This is a genomic window from Alistipes intestinihominis, from assembly GCF_040095975.1.
GTDB classification, from domain to species: Bacteria; Bacteroidota; Bacteroidia; order Bacteroidales; family Rikenellaceae; genus Alistipes; species Alistipes senegalensis.
In genome coordinates, this window is the sequence record NZ_JBBMFL010000003.1 from 203,729 (window position 1) to 230,368 (window position 26,640).

Consider the following 26,640-nt stretch of genomic DNA (forward strand, 5'->3'; position numbering starts at 1 on the left):
TGTATTGTTAACGTTTTTTGATGTATTCGTCGATCGCCCGGGCCGCCGTGCGTCCGGCTCCCATAGCCAGAATCACCGTCGCGGCGCCTGTCACGGCGTCGCCTCCGGCGAAGACGCCCTTGCGGGTGGTGGCTCCGTGCTCGTCAGCCGTGATGCAGCCCCGGCGGTTGGTTTCGAGACCTTCGGTCGTCGCCGCCAGCAGCGGGTTGGGCGAGGTGCCCAGCGCCATGATGACCACGTCGCAGGCGATCTCGAACTCCGAGCCCTCCTTCACCACCGGCGACCGGCGGCCGCTTTCGTCGGGTTCGCCCAACTCCATCTCCACGCACCGCAGACCCGTCACCCAGCCCTGCTCGTCGCCGAGGACCTCGGTGGGGTTGGTCAGCATGCGGAAGCGGATGCCCTCCTCACGGGCGTGGTGGACCTCCTCGACGCGCGCCGGGAGCTCCTTTTCCGAACGGCGGTAGACGATCGTCGCCTCGGCGCCCAGCCGCCGGGCCGTGCGCACGGCGTCCATCGCCACGTTGCCGCCGCCCACGACCACCACGCGCCGTCCGACGTAGATCGGGGTGTCGTACTCCTTGTCGTAGGCGTGCATCAGGTTGGCCCGCGTGAGGAATTCGTTGGCCGAGACCACGCCGTTGAGGTTCTCGCCCGGAATGCCCATGAAGCGGGGCAGTCCGGCGCCCGAGCCGATGAAAACGGCGTCGTAACCCTCCTCGTCCAGCAGTGAGTCGATCGTCACGGTGCGGCCCACGATCACGTCGGTCTCGATCTCGACGCCCAGTCGCTCGACCTGAGCGATCTCGCGCGCCACGATGCGCTCCTTCGGGAGGCGGAACTCGGGGATGCCGTAGACCAGCACGCCGCCCACCTTGTGCAGCGCCTCGAAGATCTTCACGGTGTAGCCCATCCGCGCCAGATCGCTGGCGCAGGCCAGTCCGGCGGGGCCGCTGCCGATGACGGCCACTTTGCGGCCGTTGCGCACGGCGGCGGGCTGTACGGGTGCGCCGTGTTCGAGTTTCCAGTCGCCGACGAAGCGTTCCAGCTTGCCCACGGCCACCGGTTCGCCCTTGATGCCCAGGACGCACGACCCTTCGCACTGGCTCTCCTGCGGGCAGACGCGGCCGCAGATCGAGGGCAGCGAACTGTCCTCGGAGATGATGTCGGCGGCCTCCTGCAACCGGCCTTCGTGCAGGGCGGCGATGAAGTCGGGGATGCGGATGCCCACGGGGCAGGCCGCCACGCAGCGGGGATTCTTGCAATGCAGACAGCGCGAGGCTTCGAGTGCGGCCTCTTCGAGGTCGTAGCCGTAGCAGACCTCTTCGAAATTGGCGGCCCGGATCGCCGGGTCCTGTTCGCGCACGGGGACGCGGGGTATTTTGTTTGCCATGATTTACTTGTCCAATCCGATTTTACATACGTGTCCCGCCTCGCGCTCGGCTTCGATGGCCGCGGCGCGCTGCTCCTGGTTGCGGTACATGCCCTGACGGCGCATCGCCTCGTCGAAATCGACCTCGTGGGCGTCGAACTCCGGGCCATCGACGCACGTGAAGCGCGTCCGTCCGCCGACCGTCACGCGGCAGGCGCCGCACATGCCCGTGCCGTCAACCATCAGCGCGTTGAGCGACACGGTGGTTTTCAGTCCGTATTTCTTCGTGGTGAGGGCCACGAACTTCATCATGATCATCGGCCCGATGGCCACGCATTCGTCGTAGTGCCGGCCCTGTCGCTCGACGAGCTCTTCGACCACCTGCGTTACCAGCCCCTTGAAACCCTCCGAACCGTCGTCGGTGGCGATGTAGAGGTTTTCGGCCACGGCCCGCATGGCGTCGGTGTAGATCAGCATGTCGCGCGTCTTCGCGCCGATGATGACATCGGCTTCGACGCCGTGTTCCCGGAGCCATTTGACCTGCGGATAGACCGGGGCCGTGCCCACGCCGCCCGCCACGAAGAGGTAACGTCGTTTGCGGAGCTCTTCGACGGGCATTTTGACGAACTCCGAGGGGTGGCCCAGCGGCCCTGCGAAGTCGGCGAGAGCGTCGCCCTGTTCGAGTGCGCAGATTTTGCGCGTCGAGGCGCCGATGGCCTGCGTGACGATCGTCACGCTGTCCTCCGCGGCGTCGAAGTCGGAGATCGTGAGCGGAATGCGCTCGCCGTGTTCGTCGCTGCGCACGATGACGAACTGTCCGGGCTGCGCCGAACGCGCTACGCGCGGTGCGAGGATCTTCATCAGCCAGATGCCTTCCGCGAGGCTTCGTTTTTCAAGAATGGGGTACATTGTGTCGTATTAAGCGTTTGTGTGTCACTCTTCGATGATCGCCGTGATCCGCAGCCGCCGCATCGGCCGCACGGGGTCGTTGGTCACCACCACGAGGTGCTCGGTCAGGACGCCGAAATCCTGCGTCCCGGGGTCGAGGAGCACCTCGGCCCGGTAGGAACCTCCCGGAGCCACCGTCTGGCCCGGTGCGAGCGTCGTGGCGATGTGTCCTTCGCCCTCCACGGCCCGGACGATCAGTTCGGCTTCGCCCGTGTTCGAGAGCGTGAACGACAGTCTCCGGCGCGGGCCCGCATGCTTCACCGGTCCAAATTTAAGGATATTTTCCGAAAATTCGGCCCTCGGGGTCTTTTGTGTCGCGTCGGCAGGCCGCGGATCGACGCCGATGCCGTGCGCAACGATCGTCGTGCCGTTGCTGCGGCCGTCAACGGCGACTTCCAGCGCGTCGCGCAGGGTGCCGTAGCGGGGTTTGTCGGCCGGGATGAGGTAGGAGAGGTTGATCTCGCCCCGTTGGCCCGGCGCGATCCGCTGCGGGGCGTCGATGCTGAGCAGGCCGCTCGCGCTCTGCGGACGCAGCGAGAGGCGGATCGTGCGGTCCGAGGCGTTGGCGTAGCCGATCGCCCCCTGCGTCTGCCGTCCCTGATATATATAGGAGAAAGCGCTGAGCGTCGCGGCCAGCCGCAGGCCCCCGCCGGCATCGACCGGGTAGAGTTCTTCGAGGCTCTTTTCGCGCGGCGTGACATTGCCCTGCACGGTGATCGAGGCGACTTTCTTCCGTTCGTCGGAATAGATCCACAGCTCCTTGGTGAAGGTGCCGGGGCGGTTCGTGGGGTCGTACGTGACGGTGATCTGCGTCGTGCCGCCCGGGGTGACGGGACGGCGCGAGAATTCGGGCGCCGTGCAGCCGCAGGAGGTCACCACGTCGAGGATCACCAGCGGTTTGTCGCCGCGGTTGACGCCCGTGAAAGTGTGGCTGACGCGGCCGTCGCTCTCGCGGATGGTGCCGAAATCCCAGGTGTCGGGTTCGAAGACCAGACGCGCCTGCGCGGCGGCGGAAAGGGCGGCGAACGCCGCGATAATGAGGAGTATGGTTCGTTTCGCTGACATCGGTTCGGTTGTTGCGGGACATGCAAAGATACTTTTTTTGCGAAAAATTCGTGCAATAATTTTGCAGGAATGAATTTTTGCTCTATATTTGCACTCCGAAACGATGAAACAACTCGTTTTCGAATGCCTGAATAGCTCAGTTGGTTAGAGCACATGACTGTTAATCATGGGGTCCTAGGTTCAAGTCCTTGTTCAGGCGCAGATGCGCGAGGGTTGCGTAAAGGTTCTTTCAAGAATACGCCTGCAAGGGGTTGTCCGTAAAAGGATGGTCCGGAATGTGCGATCGGAAGATTGCCTTTGCAGTCCCAAGCCATTTTTAGGGGAGCTTAGCTCAGTTGGTTCAGAGCGTCTGCCTTACAAGCAGAGGGTCGGGGGTTCGAATCCCTCAGCTCCCACAACTGAAAATCAACGACTTACAGCAATGTAGGTCGTTTTTCTTTTGTGTGCCTCCGTGGTCGGTTTACACGTTTTTTGCCCGTTTGTGTAAACCAGTGTGTAAACCGAGATTTACACGATGAAAGTTACCGTAGAGGTTGTTTGTTACAAGTCCAAGCCGCTCAAAGACGGCACATTTCCTTTAATGCTCCGAGTTACGAAAGACCGCAAACGCAAATACGTTTCGCTCGGCCTTTCCCTGCACGAAAAGTTTTGGGATTTCGAGAAAGGCAAGCCCAAACGAAATTGTCCCAATAAGGAGCAAATCGAACGGCTGATAGCCGCAAAAACGGCGGAATACAACGATTTGATTGTCGAAATGACCGCCCAGCAACGTGAATACACGGTGGAAACGCTCGTGTCCCATTTTCATAACCAAGTCCGTTGCGCTACGGTGGTCGAATTGTACGATAAACTGATTGACGACATGAAACGCGGCGGTAAACTCGGCAATGCAGGCGTTTACAAATACTCCCGTACATCATTGCTGAAATTCACGGGACAGCGGTTGCAAATCCCGTTCAGCGACATTGACGCCGTGTGGTTGCGTCGTTACGAGAATTGGTTACGGACGAGCGATTGCGGAGATACGACCATTAGCCAACTCTTTCGAACGTTGCGTAGCGTGTTCAACAAGGCGGTAGAATTGCAGTTGGTGAAACGGGATTATTACCCGTTCGATGCCTATAAAGTCAGCAAATTCGATACGCGGACGAAGAAACGGGCCATTACGAAAGAGGATGTGCGCAAGGTTATTGCACTCGACTTATCACAAGGCTATCCCTCCGAACGATTGGCGCGTGATATATTCGTGTTCAGCTATTTCGGAGCAGGGATTAACTTTGCAGACATTGCCCTGCTGAAATACGGAAATGTACGGGACGGTCGGGTGCAATATGTTCGGAAGAAAACGGGTAAGCCTATCAATTTTCTGCTGACGGAAGAAATGCGGAATATCATTGTCAAATACCAGCGACAAGGACAGACGGATGAAGATTATATTTTTCCGATACTCGACCGTCGTGTGCATAGAACGGAACAGCAGAGATATGACCGAACGCATAAGGTGCTGACGAACACGAATCGCTGGTTGCGTAAAATCGGGCAGCGGGTTGGCATCGAACATCTGACTACCTATGTCGCTCGGCACACGTTCGCAACGGTTTTGAAGCGTTCGGGAGTGAATATTGCCATCATTTCCGAATCGCTCGGTCATTCCGATTTATCGACTACCCAAATCTATTTGGATAGTTTTGAGAACAGCCAAATCGACGCGGCTATGCAGAATCTATTGTGAACGAAAAAGGGCACTCCGACGAATATACGGAGTGTCCTTTTTTTCAACGACAGCAGGCTGAAATTAGGCGACCGTCGCGTGTTCGGGAAGCCGTTTTATATCTTCCGACAGAAACCTGTCCGCATCTTCGGGAGAGAAGCGTTTCCCGTAAAGTTGCACATCAGCCCCTAATGTACGGGATACGCCGTCTTTCAGCACCTTTTTCATCGTGGCACTACCGAGGAACACGATATGTTCCGCTACATATTCAGGCTTCAAACCCAAGATTTCGCACTCGCGGCAATACCTGCGGCTGTCAAGCAGGATATTTACCTGCTCCATAAAGTCGCTCCAAAATTTGTTCGCATCCGAGTAAGCCGCATTCATGAATTTGTCGATGCATGCCAATTTAATTTCGTTATCCTTTTTCAGTTGGACATCGAAAACGGGCCGCGCCTGCGTCATTACCCGCCACATCGGGGGCGTAGTCGAACGGCGGCGGCGCGAGGTCTGCGCAGTCTGCTGTTCTTTCTGTTCAGCAACGGGAGCAGGCGTAGCGGTTGCGGCGTTTGCCACGTTCTGCTCGTTTACGTTGTTTTGTCCGTTAATAATAGCATTAGCCATAATCTTAAATACTCCTTTTACAGAGGGGCTTAAATTATGCTGCATCCCTTGCCCAAGCGTTTGCAGGTCGTCGGGTTTATCCCTTTCGACACTACAAAGATTTGACTTTTCGCACCCCAAACACGGGGAGTGAAATAAAGGGCGTTTTTACTCTCCCTTTGCAAATCACAGATAAACAGCGGAATAAGTTGCAGGCATACGCCCCTTGCAGGACTTAATTATTCCTTTTAACGAATCGTCGCTATACAAAAAACTGTCGTTATAGGTAAATTCATAAAGGTAACAGATACGCGAAATCAGCAACAGACGATTCAACGAAACACTCTTGTCGGGTTGCTTCGGGCGGTTATCCCCCAATAAAGTGTTCAGCATATCCCGATACATCTCCACAGTCCGATAAATCCGAAACGACGTACTCGGATAGGTTTCGTCGAAATTACCCGTGTCAATTCCGTAATACTGAATCTTCCTGCCTTTGCATTCCCGTTCATAGGTTTCCCGCAACCAGTCCAAAATCCCACGCTTTATAACGGGCAGAACCTCGACTTTCTTTCGGTTCTTTTTAAGGGTTATTTCAATATCATCGTCCGCGAAATCCTCGCCTAACTCTTTGAACAGATTTTGCACCGCCTTATCCAAAGACGCGGGTTTCACAAGGCCGCAGTTCTTAAACGAGGTTTCGACATAATCGTAAATAAAAACCAGCGCAAACCAGAATTTCTCGACATCCAGCCCCAATCCCATAACGGTAGCGATTATATCGTCGTTAGCGAGATAATCCGACTTGGTAAAGGGCATCTTAATCTTCCCCGTACAGTAGCGATATTCAAACTGCGGTGTGCGGATTCCATACGTCTGTTCATCACATCCGCAGGCAATATCGACATACTCGCGCAACTCACGGCGCATCGGGTCGAAATCCCAATGCACAATCTTATCGTTTTCATCCATCAGTAAGGGTTCATACATACTCTTACGGATGGCATCGGCTTCTTTCTCATTCATAAAATAGCGTTTTACACCCAAATTTACGGCTTTTTACGTGTACATCGCACTTATTTACCATGCAAAAACCGCTATTAGCACTTAAAACACGTGTTCGAAAGGAATTTCAGAACAGCCACACCATGTACCGAACCGCTAATAGTACTGAATTACATGACACGAAAGGTGTTTTAGAACAACTCACTATGTAAAATACCCGCTAATACTACATTTTGCACATTAATTTCCACGTCGAACATACTCCGCCACCCGTACAACACCCCTATAATGCCATTTAAGACATGAATAAAAATGTTCGGATTAATTGCTGTCCGACCTTTGTTCCCAATAAAAAAGGTGCTATCTTTATAATACGAAAAAGGAGTAGTCCTAATGTCGAGTCCGTCCATAATCGGGAGGTGTTTTTCAGCACCTCTTTTTCTTGTTTCCGAGTGTAATATTTTTTGATTCCGAAATGGACTTTCTCTTTAATAATAACAATACAAGATTAAAAATAATTACAGACTTTATTTCACTAAAAACGAATTACTTATGCAAAACTGAACAATCGACGCACCCAAAGGTGCAAACTTACTTCGGGACTTTATGACCGAAATTCCCGTGAATTGTCTATTTAACAAGAAAAAGACGGGGTGCGGGGCTACCGAACTGGCTATCCGCAACTCTATTCCCACCCTTATCGCTATGCCTTACGTGGCATTGGTGAAGAACAAGACCGTCTGCCGCACCGACGATATAGAGGTGCTGGGCGTTTACGAAGACATTACCGAGTGGGACATCACGCAATTCGCCCGTACCCATTCCCCCTTAAAGATAGCCACGACTTACGATTCCCTGCCGCGAACGATTCGGGCATTGAAAACTGCGGGTCTTAATCCTTATAAAGAACTGTTCCTTTTAGTAGACGAATGGCACGTACTGTTCAACTCCTATTCGTTTCGACATAATGCCATTAAGAATTTACTTGTAGAAGCCGCTAAATTCGATAAGGCAACATATATGACGGCGACACCCATAGAGCGGGAATATATTTTAGAGGAGTTGAAGCATCTGCCTGTTTGCGAAATCGACTGACCCGACCTTACGGAGGTTAAGGTGCGTTCGCGGCAGACCAACAAACCCGATAAATACATCGTGTCGGAGTGCGTCAAAGTCCTGCACGACGAATTGCCCTACAACCTGCATATCTTCGTCAACAGCGTGGAATTTATCGCAAAGGTCATCGACACGCTCAAACTCGCTCCCGAAGCCGTTAAGATAGTCTGTTCCACGAGCGGGGAGAGTAGGCAGGAGAACCAGCGCAAATTAGGCAATGCCTATCCCATCGGCCAGCCCTCCGACCCTGCGAAGAAGATAAACTTTTACACCTCGACCTGCTTCGAGGGGTGCGACATCTTCGACCCCGATGGCGTTACATTCATCGTCAGCGACGGACGAAAGGCGCACACGCTGTTGGATATTTCAACGCTCTTTACGCAGATATGCGGACGCATCCGAGATTCCCGTTACAAGGCGCAAATCGTGCACGTCTATTCCACGACCAAATACAGCAAGGCCGTAACGCTCAACGAATTCGTTGCGGCTACCCAGCGGACGCTTGCAGACGCCGAAAGCTATGCCGCCGAGATAAACTCGTTGAGTGATGCCACACGGGTTAAAACCTTGTCGAAGATTCCCTACATCAACGAACAATATGTGCGGATAGTCAATAACCGCCTTGTCGTGGAAAAGAACCTCGCCAACATGGACATCGTGAATTTCAAAATCAGCCGACATATTTACGCAACCTATGTAAACCTTACCGACGAACTGCAACGAAACGGCTACAAGGTAACGGTGCAGACATACAGCAAGGTCGTGGAACGCCTTGCGGCCAGCCCCTCGGCAAGGACTACTTTTCGGGAGTTGTTCGATGAATACAGCCGACTGAAAACAATGACCGAGCAATTTTTCGTGGTAGAAAGTCCCGCCGAACTATGCGCCGTGATAGAACAGCGGCATCCGTTAGTGAAGCAGGCTTACGACCAGTTGGGAACAACCAAAGTGCAGGCGTTGAAATACCATGTCGGCAACATCCGCCGCGAGTTGGTAAAGGGACTTTCAATCGGCGACGACTATAAAATCGTGAAGATGATAAACGCCGCATTTCAGAAGCAGACACCGATTGCCAAGAACAAGGCGAAAGAACGCTTGCAGGAGATTTACGACACGCTGGGTCTGCAACGAAAAGCCAAAGCGACAGACCTTGCACAATGATATGAAATAAAGGACGCGCCGACACGAATAGAGGGTAAAACGACTGCGTGTGTGACAATTATTAGGGACAGATGAGTGGCCAACAAAATATCTAAAAGTTAAAATAAATCTAAATAGTGTTACCTTTAAAAATAATCGTTAATTTTGAGAATTAAATATTATACAGATGAATACAACGGCAAAGGGAGATAAATTTGAAGATAAAGTTTATAAGGTTTTCAGAGGACTATTAGAAGACAATCGATTGCCCGTTAATAGTCAGCAAAGCATTATCAAACAAAAAGCAAAGTATTTCTCTCAAGCTCGCAATAATTATATCATTACCGATATATCTATTGAAACAACTATGGATATATCATCATCATATAATACGCTTACGATTATTGAATGTAAAGACTGCAATAGACCGACCCCTGTTGATGATGTAGAGGAGTTTCACACCAAATTATCCCAAATTAAAGCCCATAAAGGGTTCATGATTTCCCGACACGGATTTCAACAGAGCGCAATAACTGTTGCCGAGCACTATCATATTGGATTGATTCGGATGAATGATGATGGAACTCTTTTGTCTATTGCAAACAGAGAAGTAAAATCATATAGCTTACAAAGGGCTCGAACATTATTATCCGATGCAACAATCTCCTCGGGACAATTTGTTATCCTCAATGCAGGAAAAAGCTACAATAGCCTTATAGATTTATTTGAAGATTTACGATTAATCCAACGTAAATCAAAAAATAGCATAGTCCCATATCTTACTCCTGAGGACATAAAAGCTAAAATAGAACTATTAGCCGTTAGCCATTGCTATAATAATGGGTGTTTGGATATACAAAGTCTTTGTGAGCACTTTACTTCACAAAATAATATTCAGTTTGAACATCAACTACTTGATACAAGAATATTAGGTAGAACAGATTTCAAAAATAAAACGATAATTCTTAATTCTCGATTAAAGTGTGACGAGCATCGCTATAGATTTACAATTGCTCACGAGATAGGCCATTTTATATTACACAAGCATTTACACTCTACCTTTGAAGAAACAAACTGTTCTCAAAATATTTTAGCCAAAGAACGATTATCAAACAATGATATAATGGAATATCAAGCAAATGTTTTTGCAGAACATTTACTTTTGCCACTCAATGAATTAAAAGTTGCGTTTGCAAAATTTATGCTACAAGAAGGCATCACCAAACTCCCTATATATATTGACAATCAGCAGTGTAATATTTCATTAGGATACAAAGCGTGCTCTTACATTGGAGATAAATTTAATGTTTCTAAACAGATGGCAAAAATTGCTCTAAAACACAACAATCTACTCAAAGATGCTTCCAACTTTATAGACCGTTTACGAGAAATGAAAACACCATCTTTAAGTAAATTTTAGGTAAAAACTTAGGCGTTGCATAAACTGCAACGCTTTTTTATTTCAACCGAACGGATACTCCCTATTTTTAACCCCTCCCCCTTTTCAGATGGGAAACCGAATTTTTATCCATCCCATTTAATAGGATTCCACATAATACAAGCCGCCCCTTATTTATGCCCGAAACCATATAACAGCATAAAATTATCGGAATTATATAGAATCGGAAAGCTATTCTTACATGGAGATATACCGCCCTGTTTAGTTAGTTATGAATGGAGTTATCTTTTTACAAGTAATGGGGAATAACTCTAAACTTTACAGACCATGAAAACATTAAATGAAAGGGCGACAGAAATTCTGAAAGCCTTGTTAGCCGTGCGGGCTTACAGAATCGACCACGGAAACGGAGTTTACACACGCTTACGTGCCGCAATGATTGGGCGCAATGGAAAGTACAACCTTATTTCGCTGGTAGAATACTACGAAGCTAAAGGTAAACTTGCGCAGAATACAGAAATGAATTTTGCATTTGACACAAGTACAAAGCAATTTATCCCGTACTATTACTGCAACAAAACTCTCCGCATTGAATCGCATAGTGCGTACCCGACAGAAAACGGAATGGAGAATTGCGCCGAGGAACGACAGGCTGACCACACAAATTTTGCAAACCGATGGCTAATACGCATGAACTCGCAACAACCGATTATATGAATGCGCAACGAGTAGTACAGAATTGTGTTTTGAAGAATCAAAGCACGGTTATCGAGGAAATGATACGGGCAAACCTTATTTCCGAAGAATATCTTTATCCGTTCGTGGATGATGTCATGGAATGGTGGCTGATTGATTCTTGGCTGGCTGAACGACTGAAAGCGCAAGGCGAGGTTATCATCGAGGAATACGGTTGCTACTGGTGGGGCAGACAATCCAGCGGGCAGGCGATTTACATGGATGGCGTAATACAAGAAATCTGCGGGAACGATTAACCCAACTTACAACTAACAAAGTTTCGATTCCATAGCGTAATCTATTGGATAGAAACTTTGTTTTCAAGAACTTTGCACAATTAATCACAGCAACAGCACCCGAAAGGGCAGGATGTTTTGCAATTTCCGCCGAATATGCTACTTTTGCAGTAACATATTGAATACACGGAAAGTGTAGCTTGTTCCTTTAGAGTGAACGTAGGAAATTCAATCTGAAGAGGGAATTAGCTGACATCTTGCTGCGTCATATCCATTTGTGGATATAGGCGTGGTGTTGTTGCTTATTTTATCTTCAAGGTTTCCTACGACCTACTCTAATAGAATAAGTTTTCGGCATCACGCTTTCTATTTTTATATGAACCACTATCGAGGTGCGGATAGTAAGATTGGAAACATTTGTTCAACTTAAATAAATCTTACTATGAAAAAGCTATTGACCTTTGCCGCATTATTTGCGGTGGTTGCTCTCACATCGTGTAAATACGATGATGATGACCTTTGGAACAGCGTTCACGGATTGGAAAACCGTGTCGCAAAATTGGAGGAACTCTGCAAGCAGATGAACACAAATATTTCATCGTTGCAAACCATCGTAACAGCATTACAAAACAACGTCTATGTTACGGGGACTACACCTCTTATGCAAGACGGTAAAGAAATCGGCTATACAATTACTTTCAGCAAAGGTAACCCTATTACCATCTATCACGGTAAAGACGGACAAGACGGTGAAGATGGGACAACACCCACTATCGGCGTAAAGAAAGATACTGATGGTGTCTATTATTGGACGTTGAACGGTGAATTTATCATGGTCGATGGTGGAAAAATCCAAGCCGAGGGTAAAGACGGCACAAATGGAACCAACGGCACGACCCCGCAATTCAAAATCGAAAACGATTATTGGTTTGTTTCCTATGATAACGGAGCAAATTGGATGCAGTTAGGTAAAGCAACAGGTGAAGATGGCATTGGTGGCGATTCCATGTTTTCGGGCGTGGATTATAAAACCAGCACCGACTATGTAATCTTTACATTGGCTGACGGTACGCAAATCAAACTGCCTACATGGTCTGCTTTTGAAGCCTTACAGCGTCTTTGCAACGAAACGAATACCAACCTTTCGGCATTACAAACGATTGTGACAGCACTCCAAAACAACGATTATATCACGAGTGTAGACCCACTGACCGAGAACGGCAAGGTGGTAGGCTACACGATTAAGTTCGCCAAGAGTAACCCGATTGTGATTTATAACGGTAAAGATGGTACGGATGGCGTCGATGGAAACACTCCCGTTATCGGTGTGAAGAAAGACGGGGATGGCATCTATTATTGGACGCTGGACGGTGAATTTATCATTGTGGACGGACAGAAAATCAAGGCACAGGGGACAGACGGCAGTGATGGTGCAGATGGTGTTACGCCGAAACTCGAAATTCGAGAGGGCTATTGGTGGATTTCCTATGACAACGGAACGAATTGGACGCAATTAGGCAAAGCTACGGGAGAGGACGGCAAGGATGCAGATAGCATCAAAATCACGCAGGATGAGAACAATGTTTACTTTGAATTGGCAGATGGTACGGTAATCACGATTTCCAAAACGGGACAATCGGTAGACCCGAATATTATTCAGTTCGCAGATGAAAATGTAAAGAAACTATGTGTGGGAATGTGGGACACTAATGGAGATCTTGAATTATCCTATGACGAAGCCGCAACGGTTACATCACTTGGCACAACATTCACAGGAAACTCGGAAATTCAGATTTTTAATGAATTGAAACACTTTACAGGTTTGACAGTTCTTGATGATGCATTCAGCGGTTGTTCCAATCTATGGAAAGTGACGATTCCTGTAAATGTAGAGTCGATGACCTTTAATAATTTCAAGGGTTGTGTTTCATTGAAAACAATAACTTTTGAGAAAGGTTCAAAATTAAAAGCTTTCACAGGGGGACATGATAATAATTATAAGATTTTGGGTGCCTTTTTAGACTGCAAATCCTTAACTACTATTGAGATTCCTGCAAGCGTAGAAAGCCTTGGAACAGCTTTCAAGGGTTCATCATTGAGAACAATTACGTTTGAGAAAGGTTCAAAATTGAAATCTATCACAGGAGGTTATCAGAACAAAGATAATTATTCGGGTGCCCTTTCAGACTGCAAAGCCTTAACCTTCATCGAGATTCCCGCAAGTGTGGAAACGATTGAAATTGCCGCATTCAAAGGTTGTTCATCATTAGAAATGATTACGTTTGAGAAAGGTTCAAAATTGGAATCTATCTCAGGAGTTCGTGATTTGGGAGCCTTTGATGGGGCAATAAATCTTACGACCGTTGATATGTCTGAATGTACACAAGTCAAAAGAATAGATGAATACACTTTTTATGGCAATTCCAACCTTCGATTATTCAAAATAGGTACAGAAATACCGCCGACATGTAAAGATTATACTTTTTACAACATTAATCCTTATTCGGTGCTGAAAGTGCCGTCAGGATGCACTGATGCATATAAAAAAGCAACAGGATGGAAAAAATTTGCAAGCATTACGGGATTAGATGAATAAAAATAAGAACTTATGAGTAACTATCAAAATCGCATTGATTTTATTTCCCGCACGCGACAAATTCTTGTTCAATACGAACACAACTGCAACTCTGAAAAGACCCTCTTTATGAATTGTTGTGTGGGCCTCTTAATTATGCCGCAACAATGCGCAGACCATGACAAAAATATATCCGTAGATGGATTAGTTGATTATGAAAACTGGGGAATTGATACAACCAAAATCACAGCGAATGAACACAGAAAAGGAGTTGATAAGAATTCAATAGAAAATATAGCCTATCATATCCGTAACTCAATATGCCACTATCGGTTCGATATAATGAATTGCAATGTAGAAAACATTGAGAATATCCATATTATGGATAAAAGCGGAGATGATGTAAATGCACCTATTACATTTGATCTGGAATTAAGTTTCGATGATTTCCGAAAATTCGTGCTGAAATACGCAGATAAGTTAGAAGAAAAATTAACGAATAGTTGAATTTTCATCTGACCTTCCGAGTGACAGACTTTGTGAAAAGGTTAATCTATAAGACCCTTTTGCAGAGTTTGTCACTTTCTTATTTTGTTTATTCCGCTAATAATCTTATCTTTATAAAGATAAATAACAACATAACATTTTGCGCAATATGAACAGATACAAACAACCGAAAACAGCATGAAAGACCGACGCATGAGAGGATAAACAGATAATCCAAAAGGCGGTCAAATGGAGCCAAACAGAGGGAATAGTCCTGCTTGTAGGAAAACCCAAAGACGAAATATTTCCCGAAACATTTATCTACATGTTTGCCCCTAATATGGCAGACATTACAAAGCCCGTCGAAATTGTCCTTACAAAGAACCGACAATACATATTCGGATGAAAATGCGAACTCGAAGATATGGACGGGATCATCGGCACAATGACGGCTAACGAGGCACAAATCGAGGGAACGGGCGAAAAGGTGAATTTGTTCGACTACCACGTGAAAGCCGATACAATCCTATTCCAATACGTCACACCCGACGGACGGGACGAGGTAGTGAAATTCCCGTTAGCTGGATTTTGCGAAAACTATCTGATGCAATTTGCAAAGTAGCGGCAGGAACCGTACGGTAGTAACGGAACAGACGCACGTATTAGAGGTAAAGAATATTACTCCACAAAAAATGGAGTTATATATACTATATATCTTAAAAGGTTAAGGGCAGGCCGAAAAAATGCGGTTTTCCTTTGACCTCAAAATTAGGACCGACTTTGCAGGATGGTCTATTTTAAGACCCCCTGCACAAGTTGGTCCGATTTTATTCAAATATAAGATTGTCAATTAATTCACTATTGTTTAACCAGCATTGGCTTTATGCAAATGTGTAAACCAGCGTGTAAACCGAACGAACTGCCAGCGAAAAAAGATTTCCCAAAATGAATGGAGGACTTGCAGGAATGATTTATTTATCATACATTTGCACTCGCAATTCAGCAAAAGGGGAGCTTAGCTCAGTTGGTTCAGAGCGTCTGCCTTACAAGCAGAGGGTCGGGGGTTCGAATCCCTCAGCTCCCACAAGGTTACAACCATCTCGGAAGATGGTTTTTTTATGCAGGGAGCATAGCTCAGTTGGTTTAGAGCGCCTGCTCGACAAGCAGGAGGTCAGCGGTTCAAATCCGCTTGTTCCCACCGATGAAAAAAGTCTTTCAGGATTTTCTGGAAGACTTTTTTGTCGTTCAATCCTTATTCCGGTGCCGCTATGAATACCATTTGGATCGTACTCCCCATTCTGATCGTGCTGATGTTCCAGCTCGGTATCGAACTCGACCGGCAGGCGTTCGCCGGGGTGTTTCGCCGTCCCGCAGCCGTCGTCGCGGGGCTGCTCGGGCAGCTCCTGGCACTGCCGCTCATCGCTTTCGGCGTGGCGCTGGCGTTCCGGCTTCCGCCCGTGTGGTTCATGGGGCTGATGCTGATCGCCTGCTGTCCCGGAGGCAGCTCGTCGAATGTCTTTTCGATGCTGGCCAAGGGCGACGTGGCTTTGTCGGTGACGCTGACGGCGTTGAGCAGCGTCGTCACGCTCTTCACGATCCCCGTGGTGATGGGGTTCGCCGCGCGGTTCGTCTCCGTGCATACGGAGGCGGCTATCGACCTCCCGGCCGGGAAACTGCTGGTCCAGAATATCGTCCTGCTCTTCCTGCCGATGGCCGCGGGAGCCCTGTTCCGCCGCTGGCGTCCGGATGCGGCCCGGCGGGTCCATGCGTCGCTGGGGCGCGTGGCCTTTCCCGCGCTGATGCTGCTGGCCGCGGTTTTCTTCGTGCAGTATGCCGGCACCATTCTGGAAAACCTCGGGACGCTGGGACTGGCCGCCGGGGCGCTGATCTTGTTGGCCATGAGCGCCGGATCGCTGCTGTCCCGAGTGTTCGGACTGCGGAGGGCGGCGCGGAGAACCGTCGTTATCGAGGTCGGGATGCAGAACGCCGCGCAGGCCATCGCCATCGCCGCCTCGCCGCTGATCTTCGACAGCGGGGAGATGGCCATCCCGGCCATCGTCTACGCCCTGCTGATGAACGTCATTCTGCTCGTCTATCTGAAATTGCTGCCGAAATATTCCGGCGAAACGGCGGCGGATTAGCTCCGATCGGCTATATTTGCCGTATGAAACTCCTGAAAATCGTGATGCTGTGTCTGTGCCTGCCGGCGGCGTTCGCCGTGCGGGGACAGCAGGGAACCTACTCCGTCAGCGGACGGGTGATCGACCGTCTGAGCCGCCGCCCCGTGGCCTATGCTGCCGTGGTGCTGGCCGGGCAGGAGCGGAAGGGCGCTTCGACCGATTCGCTGGGGAGATTCCGCATCGAACGGGTGGAGCCCGGCATTTGGCGGCTGGCGGTCTCGTCGGTGGGGTATAAGAGCGTCACGACACCCGAATATATGGTGTCGGCGGCCACGCCCTTCATCGAGGTCGAGCTGGAGGAGGACGCCGAGCGGCTGGAGGCCGTGACGGTGCGACCGTCGCCGTTCCGCGCCACGGTCGAAAGTCCCGTGAGCCTGAAGGTGATCGGCTTGCAGGAGATCGAGAAGAGCCCCGGCTCGAACCGCGACGTGTCGCGCATCGTGCGCTCCTATCCCGGCGTGGCCTTTTCGCCCGTGGGTTACCGCAACGACCTGATCGTGCGCGGCGGAGGCCCCGCGGAGAACAAATTCTACATGGACGGGATCGAGATCCCCAATATCAACCACTTCGCCACGCAGGGCGCCACGGGCGGCCCGGTGAGCATCGTCAATGCCGACCTCGTGCGCGAGATCAGCTTCTATACGGGGGCTTTCCCCGCCGACCGGGCCGGGGCGCTGAGTTCGGTGTTGGATTTCAAATTGCGCGACGGCAATGCCGAAAAGCAGACTTTCAAGGCCACGTTGGGGGCTTCGGAGGTGGGCGTGAGCGGCAGCGGCCACATCGGTAAAAAGACCACCTATCTGTTTTCGGTCCGCCAGTCCTACCTGCAACTGCTGTTCAAGATGCTGGGACTGCCGTTTCTGCCCAACTACATCGACGGGCAGGCGAAGGTCAAGACGCGCCTTTCGGAGCGCGACGAGCTGACGGTGCTGGCCCTGGCGGGCTTCGACAATATGAAGCTCAACGTCGATGAGAAGGGCGAGGACGCCGAATACCTGCTGAGCTACCTGCCCCGCATCCGGCAGGAGACTTTCACCGTGGGGGCTTCGTGGCGTCACTATGCGGGCCGCCACGTGCAGACCGTGACGCTGAGCCACAACTACCTGAACAACCGCAACCTGAAATACCTGCGCAACGACGATTTGTCGGAGGATAACCTCACGCTGCGGCTCCGTTCCGTGGAGCAGAAGACCGCGCTGCGGGCCGAGAACCGCTCCTACCTGGGCCGCTGGACGCTCCGCGAGGGCGTCGAGGTGAACTGGTCCGGTTACACGAACCGCACCTTGCAGCGGCTCTACACCGACAAGTCGCAGCTCTCGGATTACAACACGCGGCTGGGAATCGTCGGTTGGGGGCTTTTCGCCGGAGCCGAATACGCCTCGGCCGACAAGCGGTTCACCGCCTCGGCGGGACTGCGCGCCGACGGGTGCGACTACTCGGGGCGCATGGTCCGGCTGTGGAACCGGCCCTCGCCGCGCGCGTCGGTCTCCTATGCGCTGGCTCCGGCGTGGTCGGTCAGCGGCAGCGCAGGGCTCTACTACCAGCTTCCGGCCTATACGGCGCTGGGATTCAAGCGGGACGACAGGCTGGTGAACGAATCGCTCGACTACATGCGGGTCGGGATTTTCAGCGCCGGCATCGACTGGCGGCTACGCGACCGGCTGATCGTCTCGGTCGAGGGATTCTACAAACGCTACGGGGATGTGCCCCTGTCGGTTGCGGACGGGATTCCGCTCTCGTGCAAGGGCAACGACTACGGCGTGGTGGGTAACGAGGAGCTGGTCTCCTCGGCGCAGGGACGCGCCTACGGCGTCGAGGCGATGGCCCGCTGGCAGATTCCGGGGCGCGTGAGCGTCGTGGGGTCGGTGACCGTGTTCCGCTCGGAGTACCGCAACGACCGTTCGGCCCCGTGGATCGCTTCGGCGTGGGACAACCGTTTCGTGGTCAACGTCAGCGGCACCTACGATCTGCCGCGCCATTGGAGCGTCGGGGCGAAGCTCAGCGCCGTGGGCGGTGCGCCCTACACGCCCTACGACGAGGAGAAATCGTCGCTCGTCGAGGCGTGGGACGCGCAGGGACGGCCCTATTACGACTATTCGAGGTACAATGCCGGGCGGCTCGACGCCTTCGCCCAGCTCGACGTGCGCATCGACAAGGTATTCTATTTCCGCCGCTGCATGCTGGGTCTCTACATCGACTTGCAGAACGTCGCCGGAGGAAAGCTCCGCCAGCCCGACGTGCTGATGTCCACGGGCGAGATCGAGAACCCCTCGGCTCCGGCGTCGGAGCAGCGCTACCGCATGAAGAGGCTCGAACAGGTCAGCGGCACTTTGCTGCCGTCGCTGGGCGTCACGGTGGAGTTCTGACCCGCCCCGGCTAAGAGCCGGGTTTTAGGGGGCGATGGACGGTTGCTGCGTTTCGGGCCCGGTTCTGCGCCTCTTCGGTTCTGCGTTGCGGGATACGCAAAAAAACAGCAGGGAATCGTCACGATTGCCTGCTGCCCCCGGAGGTTGCCCTCCTAAAACTACTAACCCAAACTTAAATAAATGAAGAAACCTCACTGCGGTTGCTGTGCCGCAGTTGATTGAAGTAATTGCAAAGTGCGTGCCAAAGATGGACGGCGGTCGTCCGAAAACGGCTGGCCGGGGCCGAAAAGGCTTTTTGAGCGATTTTCGGACCCTCCGGACAAATATTCCGCCGGATTCGTTTGCTTCCCGGCGGGAAAAGCCTATCTTTGTTCCCGCAATGGTTTCCCCTCGCGGGGAATTAAAAGGGAATGCCGTGTGAATCGGCAACAGTTCCCGCTGCTGTGAGTCCCGCCCGTCGAGGGCATGAAAGGATGCGGCAATCCGAGCCACTGGTGAAAACCGGGAAGGCGCCGCATTCGGGACGAGTCAGAAGACCTGCCTTGCACGATAGAGTGTTTGCTCCTGCGGAGAAAGGGGGCGCCTGACATGCCGCCGGCATTGTGCCTGCGCGCAATTTGTTAACAGCTTTCGCTTTTTTTTCATCAGCAGCAAACCTCTTCGGACAGACTTTTTACGGTCGGATGAAAAGGTTGTCGCCATGCTTTGCCGGGACTTGTTGTTCCCGCTCCCGCTTGTGTATGCCTGTCGTCGTCGGGAAAGCCTGTCCGGACCGGACGAACAGACAACACCATTAACTAAAAAGCAAAGCATGATGAAAAAATTGTTTGTGATCTGCGCTTGGACGCTGCTCCTCGGCGGATGTGAAAGCGACTCGGGCAACGCCCCGGGCGATGTACCCCCCCCCTCCGTCGATCCCGTCTCCCCGGAGCTGAAACAGAAGATCGAGGACCTCAATGCCGGGCTCGTTACGCTTCGGGAGCTGACCGGGGCTGTGTCGCGCTCGGCGGTCGGTGCCGTGACGGAGGGCGACGCGGGGACGCTTATCGCGTTCCGCGACGGCACGGAGGTGACAGTCGCCTGCGATGCGGAGGCAGCCGGAGCCCCGTTGATCGGAATTGCGGCCGACGAGGAGGTTTATTATTGGACGCTCGCCGCGGAAAAGGATGCGCCGTGGCTGAAAGACGCCTCGGGTGCACGGATGCCCGTCTCGGGGGCCGTTCCGGTGACGGATGTTGACGAAGAGGGCTATTGGACCGTTGCGGCGGGCGAGGCTGCGCCGTGGCGGATCGTGGACGCCGCCGGAGAGCCGATCGAGGCGTCGGAGGAGGTGCAGGCAGCCCAATTCCGCTCGGTGACGATGGCCGAGGGGCGCGTGAAAGTGGTGCTGACCGGCGGCGGGGAACTTTCTGCGGTGAAGGTCGATGACCTGAGCGCCGCAGGAACGGCCAACTGCTATGTCGTATCGACTCCGGGAACCTATGCGTTCAATGCGAAAGTGCGCGGCAACGGCGCGGGCGAAGCGGCTTCGGCGGGATTCGACCCGGCGATCGAAATCGCCGACGGCATGAAGGCCGACTGGATATGGACCGACCGGGAGGGGCTGGTGTCGGATGTTGTCCTCGACAAGGAGTCCGGGGAGATCGTCTTCACGGTCGGCGAGGGCCGGGGCAACGCGCTGGTGGCCCTCGTGCAGGAGGATGCGATCGTGTGGAGCTGGCACATCTGGGTGACCGACGCCCCGCAGACGATGGCCTATGAAAACGGCGTGGTCTTTATGGACCGCAATCTGGGCGCTGTGGGAACCACCGTCGGCGGAACGGACGCTTACGGCATGTATTACCAGTGGGGGCGCAAGGACCCGTTCTACTGGGGAACGAAAACCTCGACCAGCGCCACCCCTTTCGATGAGGTGAAAGAACTTACCGTCGTAAACCCCGCGTATGCGGCTCTGACGTGGAGCCTCGCCAAGGCCGCCGTGACGCCGGAGGCAGCCGCGGCCAATCCGATGACGTTCTATAACAATACGGTCGGAACCGGTTCCAACTGGCTGGCGAAGCCGAGCGCAAAACTGTGGGGAGAGGCCAAGACCCTGAACGATCCCTGCCCTCCGGGATACAAGGTCCCGGATATAGACGCATGGGAGAACCTGAGTTCGGGACGCGACTACATCGACGGCGTGTCGGCATGGGATGTCGAAAACTATGGCGTGACCTATACTTACAACGGGCAGACGGCCTGGTATCCGGGGCAGGGCTACCGCATGTACAATACCGGTGCCATCGTCGGCCAGCGGGCTTCGAGCGGCGGTTCGGGCGGCTACTGGTCGTCGAAGGCGACGGCGGTTAAGGCTTACTACCTGTATGTCAAGAAGCGGATCAGCACATCCGGGTCGATCAATCCGGAGCTGGACGTACACCGCTCCTATGGCTACACGGTGCGCTGCTGCAAGGAGTAGCGGCCGTTATGACGGAAAAAATGCAGGGCTCCGAGCGGGGCCCTGCATTTCGCTTTTTGGGAGAAAGACCTATCGGAATACGCCCGTGTAGGTCGAGGGCGAGAGGGCGCGCAACTCCTCCTTGACCGATTCCGCCACGTCGAGCGTCTCGATGAACGCCGCGATCGACTCACGGGTGATGTGGGCGTTGGTGCGCGTGAGGGCTTTCAGCGCCTCGTAGGGCTTGGGGAAGCCTTCGCGGCGCAGGATGGTCTGGATGCCCTCGGCCACGACGGCCCAGTTGTTCTCCAGGTCGTGCTCCAGCGCTTCGGGGTTGAGGATCACCTTGTTGAGTCCCTTCATCAGCGATTGCAGGGCGATCACCGCATGGGCCATCGGCACGCCGACGTTGCGCAGGACGGTCGAATCCGTCAGGTCGCGTTGCAGGCGCGAGACGGGGAGTTTCGACGCGAGGTGCTCGAAGACGGCGTTGGCGATGCCGAAATTACCCTCGGCGTTCTCGAAGTCGATGGGGTTGACCTTGTGGGGCATGGCGCTCGATCCGACCTCCCCGGCCTTGATCTGCTGCTTGAAGTACTCCATCGAGATATAGGTCCACATGTCGCGCGAAAGGTCGATCAGAATGGTGTCGATGCGCTTCATGTTGTCAAAGATCGCCGCCAGATTGTCGTAGTGCTCGATCTGCGTGGTGTACTGCGAGCGGCAGAGCCCCAGCTTTTCGCCCACGAAGCGGTTGGCGAACTCCACCCAGTCGATGCCGGGATAGGCCGCGCGGTGGGCGTTGAAATTGCCCGTGGCGCCGCCGAACTTGGCCGGTACGGCGATGTCGTGGAGCATGGCCAGCTGTTTTTCGATGCGCTCGACGAAGACCATGAATTCCTTGCCCAGGGAGGTCGGCGAGGCGGGCTGTCCGTGCGTGCGTGCCAGCATCGGCACCGCGCGCCACTGCTCGGCGAACGACGCCAGCTTGCCGCGGACCTCCTCGACGGCGGGGTAGTAGACCCCCGTCATGGCCTCTTTCAGCGAGAGCGGGATGGCTGTGTTGTTGATGTCCTGCGACGTGAGGCCGAAGTGCACGAACTCCTTGTAGGCTTCGAGCCCCAGGGTGTCCATTTTCTCCTTGATGATGTACTCGATGGCCTTGACATCGTGGTTCGTCACCGACTCGATCTCCTTGACGCGTTGGGCGTCGGCGGTCGAGAAATCGGTGTACAGCGAGCGCAAGGCGGCGAATTTCGAGCGGTCGATGCCGGCGAGCTGCGGCAGCGGCAGTTCGCAGAGCGCGATGAAATACTCCACTTCGACGCGGATGCGGTAGCGGATGAGGGCCTGTTCGGAAAAATAATCGGCCAGTTTCTCCGTTTTATTACGGTAGCGCCCGTCAACGGGCGAAATGGCGGTGAGGGAAGTTAACATATCGGGTTTGATTTGTTTTTGCTTTCAGCCGCCAAATTTACGACAATTAATTGAAATACGCAGATTTTTCCCTACCTTTGTGGGGATGTAAACCAGAATCGGAATGAATTTCATAACGGCAATCATCGACTCGCTGGTGGGTTTCGTGCAGCGCAATCCGCTGACGACGCTCCTTATCGTCATACTGGCGCTCGGCGCCCCCGCGCTGCTGAAAGGCATCGCGCTTTTTATCATGTACTTTTTTATGGGACTTGTCATTTTGGCCGTCGTGCTGATGCTGGCCTTCCGCTGGCGGATTTACAGGGTCCGCAAGCAGATGGAGGAGCAGTTCGGCGAAGGCTTCGGGGATCAGGCGCAGGGCGGATTCCGGCAGCGGAATTCCGGCTCGCCGTTTGCAGACCGGGAGCGCAGGGGCCGCGAAGGCGAGGTGCGGGTGCACCGGACCGCCGGGACCCCCGAGAAACGTGTGTCGAAAGACGTGGGCGACTACGTCGATTTCGAGGAGGAAAAGGAACGGTAGCCGCATGTTGAAGGTATTCGAAATCATAGGCCGCTATTTCATGCTGATGGGGAAGGTCTTTTCCCGTCCGGAGAAGGCGGCGATCTACCGCCGGCGCATCGTCTTCGAGATGGAGGCGCTGGGCGTCAATTCGATCGGCCTGACGGCCATCATCTCGGTGTTCATCGGCGCGGTCATCACGCTGCAAATGTGCATCAACCTCGATTCGCCCTTCATCCCCCGCTCGCTGGTGGGCTATGCCACGCGCGAGACGATGATCCTGGAATTCTCGTCGGCGGTCGTGGCGCTGATCCTCGCCGGCAAGGTCGGTTCGTCGATCGCCTCGGAGATCGGAACGATGCGCATCACCGAGCAGATCGACGCCCTCGAAATCATGGGCGTCAATTCGGCTTCGTATCTGATCCTTCCGAAGATCGTCGCCGCGATGCTCTTCTTCCCTTTCCTCACGATCCTCTCGATCCTGATCGGCATCCTCGGCGGATGGATCATCGCCGCGGCCACGGGCATTATGATCCCGGCCGACTACGTTGACGGCCTGCTGATGGATTTCAAACCCTATTCGATCACCTACACGCTCATCAAGACCGTCGTCTTCGCCTACATCATCACTTCGATCTCGGCCTTCTACGGCTACAACGCCCGGGGCAACTCGCTGGAGGTCGGCGCCGCATCGACGCGCGCCGTGGTGGCCAGCTGCGTGGTGGTCCTGCTTTTCGACCTGATTCTTACGCAAGTCCTGCTCATATGATACGTGCCGAACATATCGTCAAAACGTTCGACGGGCGCGTGGTGCTCGACGACATCTCGGTGGAGTTCGAAACCGGGAAGACCAACCTCATCATCGGCCGCAGCGGCTCGGGAAAGACCGTGCTGCTCAAAACGCTGGTCGGATTGCACGAACCCGATTCGGGCGACGTGTGGTACGACGACATCAATTTCACCCGGCTGGGGTTCCGCGACCGCAAGGCCATCCGCAAGGACATCGGCATGATCTTCCAGGGCGGGGCGCTGCTCGATTCATCGACCGTCGAGGAGAATGTCCGGCTGCCGCTGGACCTCTTCACGTCGCAGAGCACGAAGGAGAAGATGGAGCGCGTGAACTTCTGTCTTCAGCGCGTGCGCCTCGAAGATGCCAACCGGCTCTATCCGGCCGAACTGTCGGGCGGCATGATCAAGCGCGTGGCCATCGCCCGCGCCATCGTGATGAACCCCCGCTACCTCTTCTGCGACGAGCCCAACTCGGGCCTCGATCCCCAGACCTCGATCGTCATCGACAACCTGATTCACGAGATCACCGAGGAGTACGGCATCACGACGATCATCAACACCCACGACATGAACTCGGTGATGGAGATCGGCGAGAAAATTGTATATATCCACGGCGGCCGCAAATGGTGGGAAGGGACCAAGGAGGATATTCTCCACGCCGACAACCGCGAACTCAACGATTTCGTCTTCGCCTCGGCCATGGCCAAACGGGCCAAACGGGTCGCGGAATAGGCCGCAGGGAGGGTGCGGCGTACAGGTGCATACGGTTCGTAAAAAAATTTAATTTTTTATTTGCGTAAAATATATAAAGTATGTACTTTTGTGCTGTGAAAAAAATAACGGAAACTTTTATTAACAAATAATTCAAATCATTATGGCAACTATCAAAATCGGTATCAACGGCTTCGGCCGCATCGGCCGTCTGGTGTTCCGTGCAGCCTGCACGAACGACAACATCGAAGTAGTGGGCATCAACGACCTGGTTCCCGTGGACTACATGGCTTACATGCTCAAATACGACACGATGCACGGCCGCTTCAACGGCACGGTGGATTTCAACGCCGAGAAGAGCCTGCTGATCGTAAACGGCAAGTCGATCCGCGTGACCGCCGAGAAGGACCCCGCTAACCTGAAGTGGAACGAGGTGGGCGCCGAGTACGTCGTTGAATCGACGGGTCTGTTCCTCACCAAGGAGAAGGCCGAGGCCCACATCGCAGCCGGTGCCAAGTACGTCGTTATGTCGGCTCCCTCGAAGGACGACACCCCGATGTTCGTATGCGGCGTGAACACCGACACCTACGCCGGTCAGAAGATCGTTTCGAACGCATCGTGCACCACGAACTGCCTCGCCCCGATCGCCAAGGTCCTGAACGACAAGTTCGGCATCACCGACGGTCTGATGACCACCGTTCACTCGACCACCGCAACGCAGAAGACCGTTGACGGTCCCTCGATGAAGGACTGGCGCGGCGGCCGTGCCGCTTCGGGCAACATCATCCCCTCTTCGACCGGCGCCGCAAAGGCCGTAGGCAAGGTGATCCCCGAGCTGAACGGTAAGCTGACCGGTATGTCGATGCGCGTTCCGACCCTCGACGTTTCGGTTGTCGATCTGACCGTGAACCTGGCCAAGCCCGCCAAGTACGACGAGATCTGCGCTGCCATGAAGGAGGCTTCGGAAGGCGAACTGAAAGGCATTCTGGGTTACACCGAGGAGGCTGTCGTTTCGTCGGACTTCCTGGGCGACGCCCGCACGTCGATCTTCGACAAGGCTGCCGGTATCGCACTGACCGACACCTTCGTGAAGGTCGTTTCGTGGTACGACAACGAGTGGGGATACTCGAACAAGGTCCTCATGCTGATCGAGAAGATGGCCGCTTTCAACAACAAATAGTCGAAAAGCTATTCAACGGAAAAGGGACCCCTCGGGGTCCCTTTCTTTTTTTCGGGCGGTCGGAGGCCGCCGCTCCGGGCGGGGATTATTTTCCCGACTCCACGCGCAGCTCTATCGAGGCGCCCGACCACTGGTTGATCGCCCGCCTCTCGGTGCGCAGCAGGCGCCCGGCGTAGGAGATGCGCAGCTCGATTTCGAAAGGCCGTGTCGTGTCGATGTCGTTGCCCGCAGGCAGCGTGTGAGGAATGAGGTAGAGATAGAGCACGAGATGGTCGCACGGCATGGTCTCCAGCACCGCGCGGCGGTCGGCCGGGATGTCGGCCGGGCGTTCGGCGAGATTGGCTCCCACGGCGGCGACGGTCGATTCGGCCGAAGCGAACCCGATGCGCTGCTCCGCAGCGTCGAAACAGCCGCACATCAGCGCCGCGTTATACCGCCACCACCCGTCGTAACGGCTCGTGACTTCGATGGTGAATCCTTTTTTGTCCATATTATAATAAGGTGCGATAGAATATCCTCCGCAAAGATAGGGAAAAGACGCACGGATGCAAAACCATCCTGCGGCGGGCTCGCCGCAAAGCGTGCGGAAGCGCTAAATCTCGCGGTTTTCTTTGCAAATGTCCTATTTTTTCGTAACTTTGCGCACTAAA

The 26,640-nt window shown here is 53.3% G+C and carries 23 protein-coding genes, 4 tRNA genes and 1 riboswitch; of the genes, 20 read left to right on the forward strand and 7 right to left on the reverse strand.

Features of this window, described 5'->3' with window-relative positions:
- Nucleotides 1-7 precede the first annotated feature (7 nt).
- From gltA to WMO46_RS03975, 3 genes are read right to left on the reverse strand one after another with little or no spacing between them, the layout of a single operon-like run.
- Complete coding sequence (gene gltA / locus WMO46_RS03965; RefSeq protein WP_276760143.1) at nucleotides 8-1,393, reverse strand: NADPH-dependent glutamate synthase; 1,386 nt, start codon at nucleotides 1,391-1,393, stop codon at nucleotides 8-10.
- A gap of 3 nt (nucleotides 1,394-1,396) precedes the next feature.
- Nucleotides 1,397-2,281, reverse strand: coding sequence for a sulfide/dihydroorotate dehydrogenase-like FAD/NAD-binding protein (locus WMO46_RS03970; protein WP_349093854.1), 885 nt, complete (start codon nucleotides 2,279-2,281; stop codon nucleotides 1,397-1,399).
- 24 nt (nucleotides 2,282-2,305) lie between these two features.
- Nucleotides 2,306-3,385 (reverse strand): DUF1573 domain-containing protein, encoded by a 1,080-nt coding sequence (locus WMO46_RS03975; RefSeq protein ID WP_349093855.1) that lies wholly within the window; start codon nucleotides 3,383-3,385, stop codon nucleotides 2,306-2,308.
- Nucleotides 3,386-3,510: 125 nt separating this feature from the next.
- Between WMO46_RS03975 and WMO46_RS03980 the strand changes: the two genes are divergently transcribed.
- The 3 genes from WMO46_RS03980 to WMO46_RS03990 all read left to right on the forward strand — a co-directional run bounded on the left by WMO46_RS03980 (nucleotide 3,511) and on the right by WMO46_RS03990 (nucleotide 5,117).
- A tRNA-Asn gene (locus WMO46_RS03980) sits at nucleotides 3,511-3,584 on the forward strand.
- 121 nt (nucleotides 3,585-3,705) lie between these two features.
- A tRNA-Val gene (locus WMO46_RS03985) sits at nucleotides 3,706-3,780 on the forward strand.
- Nucleotides 3,781-3,899: 119 nt separating this feature from the next.
- Nucleotides 3,900-5,117 (forward strand): site-specific integrase, encoded by a 1,218-nt coding sequence (locus tag WMO46_RS03990; RefSeq protein ID WP_349093856.1) that lies wholly within the window; start codon nucleotides 3,900-3,902, stop codon nucleotides 5,115-5,117.
- A 63-nt stretch (nucleotides 5,118-5,180) separates the two neighbouring features.
- Here the strand turns inward: WMO46_RS03990 and WMO46_RS03995 are convergent, their stop codons facing one another.
- Both WMO46_RS03995 and WMO46_RS04000 read right to left on the reverse strand, forming a co-directional pair.
- A complete protein-coding gene (locus WMO46_RS03995; RefSeq protein ID WP_349093857.1) occupies nucleotides 5,181-5,720 on the reverse strand; it encodes a hypothetical protein in 540 nt (179 codons plus the stop codon).
- Between the two features lie 165 nt (nucleotides 5,721-5,885).
- Nucleotides 5,886-6,725, reverse strand: coding sequence for a hypothetical protein (locus WMO46_RS04000; RefSeq protein ID WP_349093858.1), 840 nt, complete (start codon nucleotides 6,723-6,725; stop codon nucleotides 5,886-5,888).
- Nucleotides 6,726-7,310: 585 nt separating this feature from the next.
- Between WMO46_RS04000 and WMO46_RS04005 the strand changes: the two genes are divergently transcribed.
- From WMO46_RS04005 to WMO46_RS04065, 13 genes are all read left to right on the forward strand, one after another.
- On the forward strand, nucleotides 7,311-7,799 hold the full coding sequence (locus WMO46_RS04005; protein ID WP_349093859.1) for a hypothetical protein: 489 nt from the start codon (nucleotides 7,311-7,313) through the stop codon (nucleotides 7,797-7,799).
- 21 nt (nucleotides 7,800-7,820) lie between these two features.
- Nucleotides 7,821-8,981, forward strand: coding sequence for a hypothetical protein (locus WMO46_RS04010; RefSeq protein WP_349093860.1), 1,161 nt, complete (start codon nucleotides 7,821-7,823; stop codon nucleotides 8,979-8,981).
- Between the two features lie 166 nt (nucleotides 8,982-9,147).
- Nucleotides 9,148-10,380 (forward strand): ImmA/IrrE family metallo-endopeptidase, encoded by a 1,233-nt coding sequence (locus WMO46_RS04015; RefSeq protein WP_349093861.1) that lies wholly within the window; start codon nucleotides 9,148-9,150, stop codon nucleotides 10,378-10,380.
- A gap of 306 nt (nucleotides 10,381-10,686) precedes the next feature.
- A complete protein-coding gene (locus tag WMO46_RS04020; protein ID WP_091534450.1) occupies nucleotides 10,687-11,076 on the forward strand; it encodes a DUF6908 domain-containing protein in 390 nt (129 codons plus the stop codon).
- A complete protein-coding gene (locus tag WMO46_RS04025; protein WP_270391120.1) occupies nucleotides 11,073-11,351 on the forward strand; it encodes a hypothetical protein in 279 nt (92 codons plus the stop codon). Before WMO46_RS04020 ends, WMO46_RS04025 begins: the two co-directional genes overlap by 4 nt.
- Before the next feature lie 421 nt (nucleotides 11,352-11,772).
- A complete protein-coding gene (locus tag WMO46_RS04030; RefSeq protein WP_349093862.1) occupies nucleotides 11,773-13,926 on the forward strand; it encodes a PL29 family lyase N-terminal domain-containing protein in 2,154 nt (717 codons plus the stop codon).
- Nucleotides 13,927-13,938: 12 nt separating this feature from the next.
- Nucleotides 13,939-14,412, forward strand: a complete 474-nt coding sequence (locus WMO46_RS04035; protein WP_138266303.1) for a HEPN family nuclease — start codon at nucleotides 13,939-13,941, stop codon at nucleotides 14,410-14,412.
- 403 nt (nucleotides 14,413-14,815) lie between these two features.
- Entirely contained in the window at nucleotides 14,816-15,013 is a 198-nt protein-coding gene (locus WMO46_RS04040; RefSeq protein WP_244075921.1) for a hypothetical protein, read from the forward strand.
- Between the two features lie 387 nt (nucleotides 15,014-15,400).
- A tRNA-Val gene (locus WMO46_RS04045) sits at nucleotides 15,401-15,475 on the forward strand.
- A 39-nt stretch (nucleotides 15,476-15,514) separates the two neighbouring features.
- Nucleotides 15,515-15,589, forward strand: a tRNA-Val gene (locus WMO46_RS04050).
- Between the two features lie 40 nt (nucleotides 15,590-15,629).
- Nucleotides 15,630-16,532 carry a bile acid:sodium symporter family protein gene (locus WMO46_RS04055; RefSeq protein WP_262707866.1) on the forward strand — a complete coding sequence of 301 codons (903 nt, stop codon included), beginning with the start codon at nucleotides 15,630-15,632 and terminating at the stop codon, nucleotides 16,530-16,532.
- 23 nt (nucleotides 16,533-16,555) lie between these two features.
- Nucleotides 16,556-18,937 carry a TonB-dependent receptor gene (locus WMO46_RS04060; RefSeq protein ID WP_410520077.1) on the forward strand — a complete coding sequence of 794 codons (2,382 nt, stop codon included), beginning with the start codon at nucleotides 16,556-16,558 and terminating at the stop codon, nucleotides 18,935-18,937.
- 362 nt (nucleotides 18,938-19,299) lie between these two features.
- Nucleotides 19,300-19,496: riboswitch (cobalamin riboswitch) on the forward strand.
- A gap of 255 nt (nucleotides 19,497-19,751) precedes the next feature.
- Complete coding sequence (locus tag WMO46_RS04065) at nucleotides 19,752-21,395, forward strand: PL29 family lyase N-terminal domain-containing protein (RefSeq protein WP_349093863.1); 1,644 nt, start codon at nucleotides 19,752-19,754, stop codon at nucleotides 21,393-21,395.
- A 69-nt stretch (nucleotides 21,396-21,464) separates the two neighbouring features.
- On the opposite strand, the gene purB is transcribed toward WMO46_RS04065, so the two are convergent.
- Complete coding sequence (gene purB / locus WMO46_RS04070) at nucleotides 21,465-22,811, reverse strand: adenylosuccinate lyase (RefSeq protein ID WP_019151392.1); 1,347 nt, start codon at nucleotides 22,809-22,811, stop codon at nucleotides 21,465-21,467.
- Between the two features lie 103 nt (nucleotides 22,812-22,914).
- Here purB and WMO46_RS04075 point away from each other — a divergent pair, with 103 nt between their 5' ends.
- The 4 genes from WMO46_RS04075 (at nucleotide 22,915) to gap (ending at nucleotide 25,990) form a co-directional block, all read left to right on the forward strand.
- Nucleotides 22,915-23,331: a DUF4834 family protein gene (locus WMO46_RS04075; protein WP_019151391.1), complete on the forward strand. Its 417-nt coding sequence runs from the start codon at nucleotides 22,915-22,917 to the stop codon at nucleotides 23,329-23,331.
- Between the two features lie 4 nt (nucleotides 23,332-23,335).
- Complete coding sequence (locus WMO46_RS04080) at nucleotides 23,336-24,079, forward strand: MlaE family ABC transporter permease (RefSeq protein ID WP_019151390.1); 744 nt, start codon at nucleotides 23,336-23,338, stop codon at nucleotides 24,077-24,079.
- Nucleotides 24,076-24,831 (forward strand): ABC transporter ATP-binding protein, encoded by a 756-nt coding sequence (locus tag WMO46_RS04085; protein WP_129651576.1) that lies wholly within the window; start codon nucleotides 24,076-24,078, stop codon nucleotides 24,829-24,831. The genes WMO46_RS04080 and WMO46_RS04085 overlap by 4 nt, the downstream gene beginning before the upstream one ends.
- A 142-nt stretch (nucleotides 24,832-24,973) precedes the next feature.
- Nucleotides 24,974-25,990, forward strand: coding sequence for a type I glyceraldehyde-3-phosphate dehydrogenase (gene gap, locus WMO46_RS04090; protein ID WP_129651577.1), 1,017 nt, complete (start codon nucleotides 24,974-24,976; stop codon nucleotides 25,988-25,990).
- Between the two features lie 85 nt (nucleotides 25,991-26,075).
- Here the strand turns inward: gap and WMO46_RS04095 are convergent, their stop codons facing one another.
- On the reverse strand, nucleotides 26,076-26,480 hold the full coding sequence (locus WMO46_RS04095) for a hypothetical protein (RefSeq protein ID WP_129651578.1): 405 nt from the start codon (nucleotides 26,478-26,480) through the stop codon (nucleotides 26,076-26,078).
- Nucleotides 26,481-26,640 lie beyond the last annotated feature (160 nt).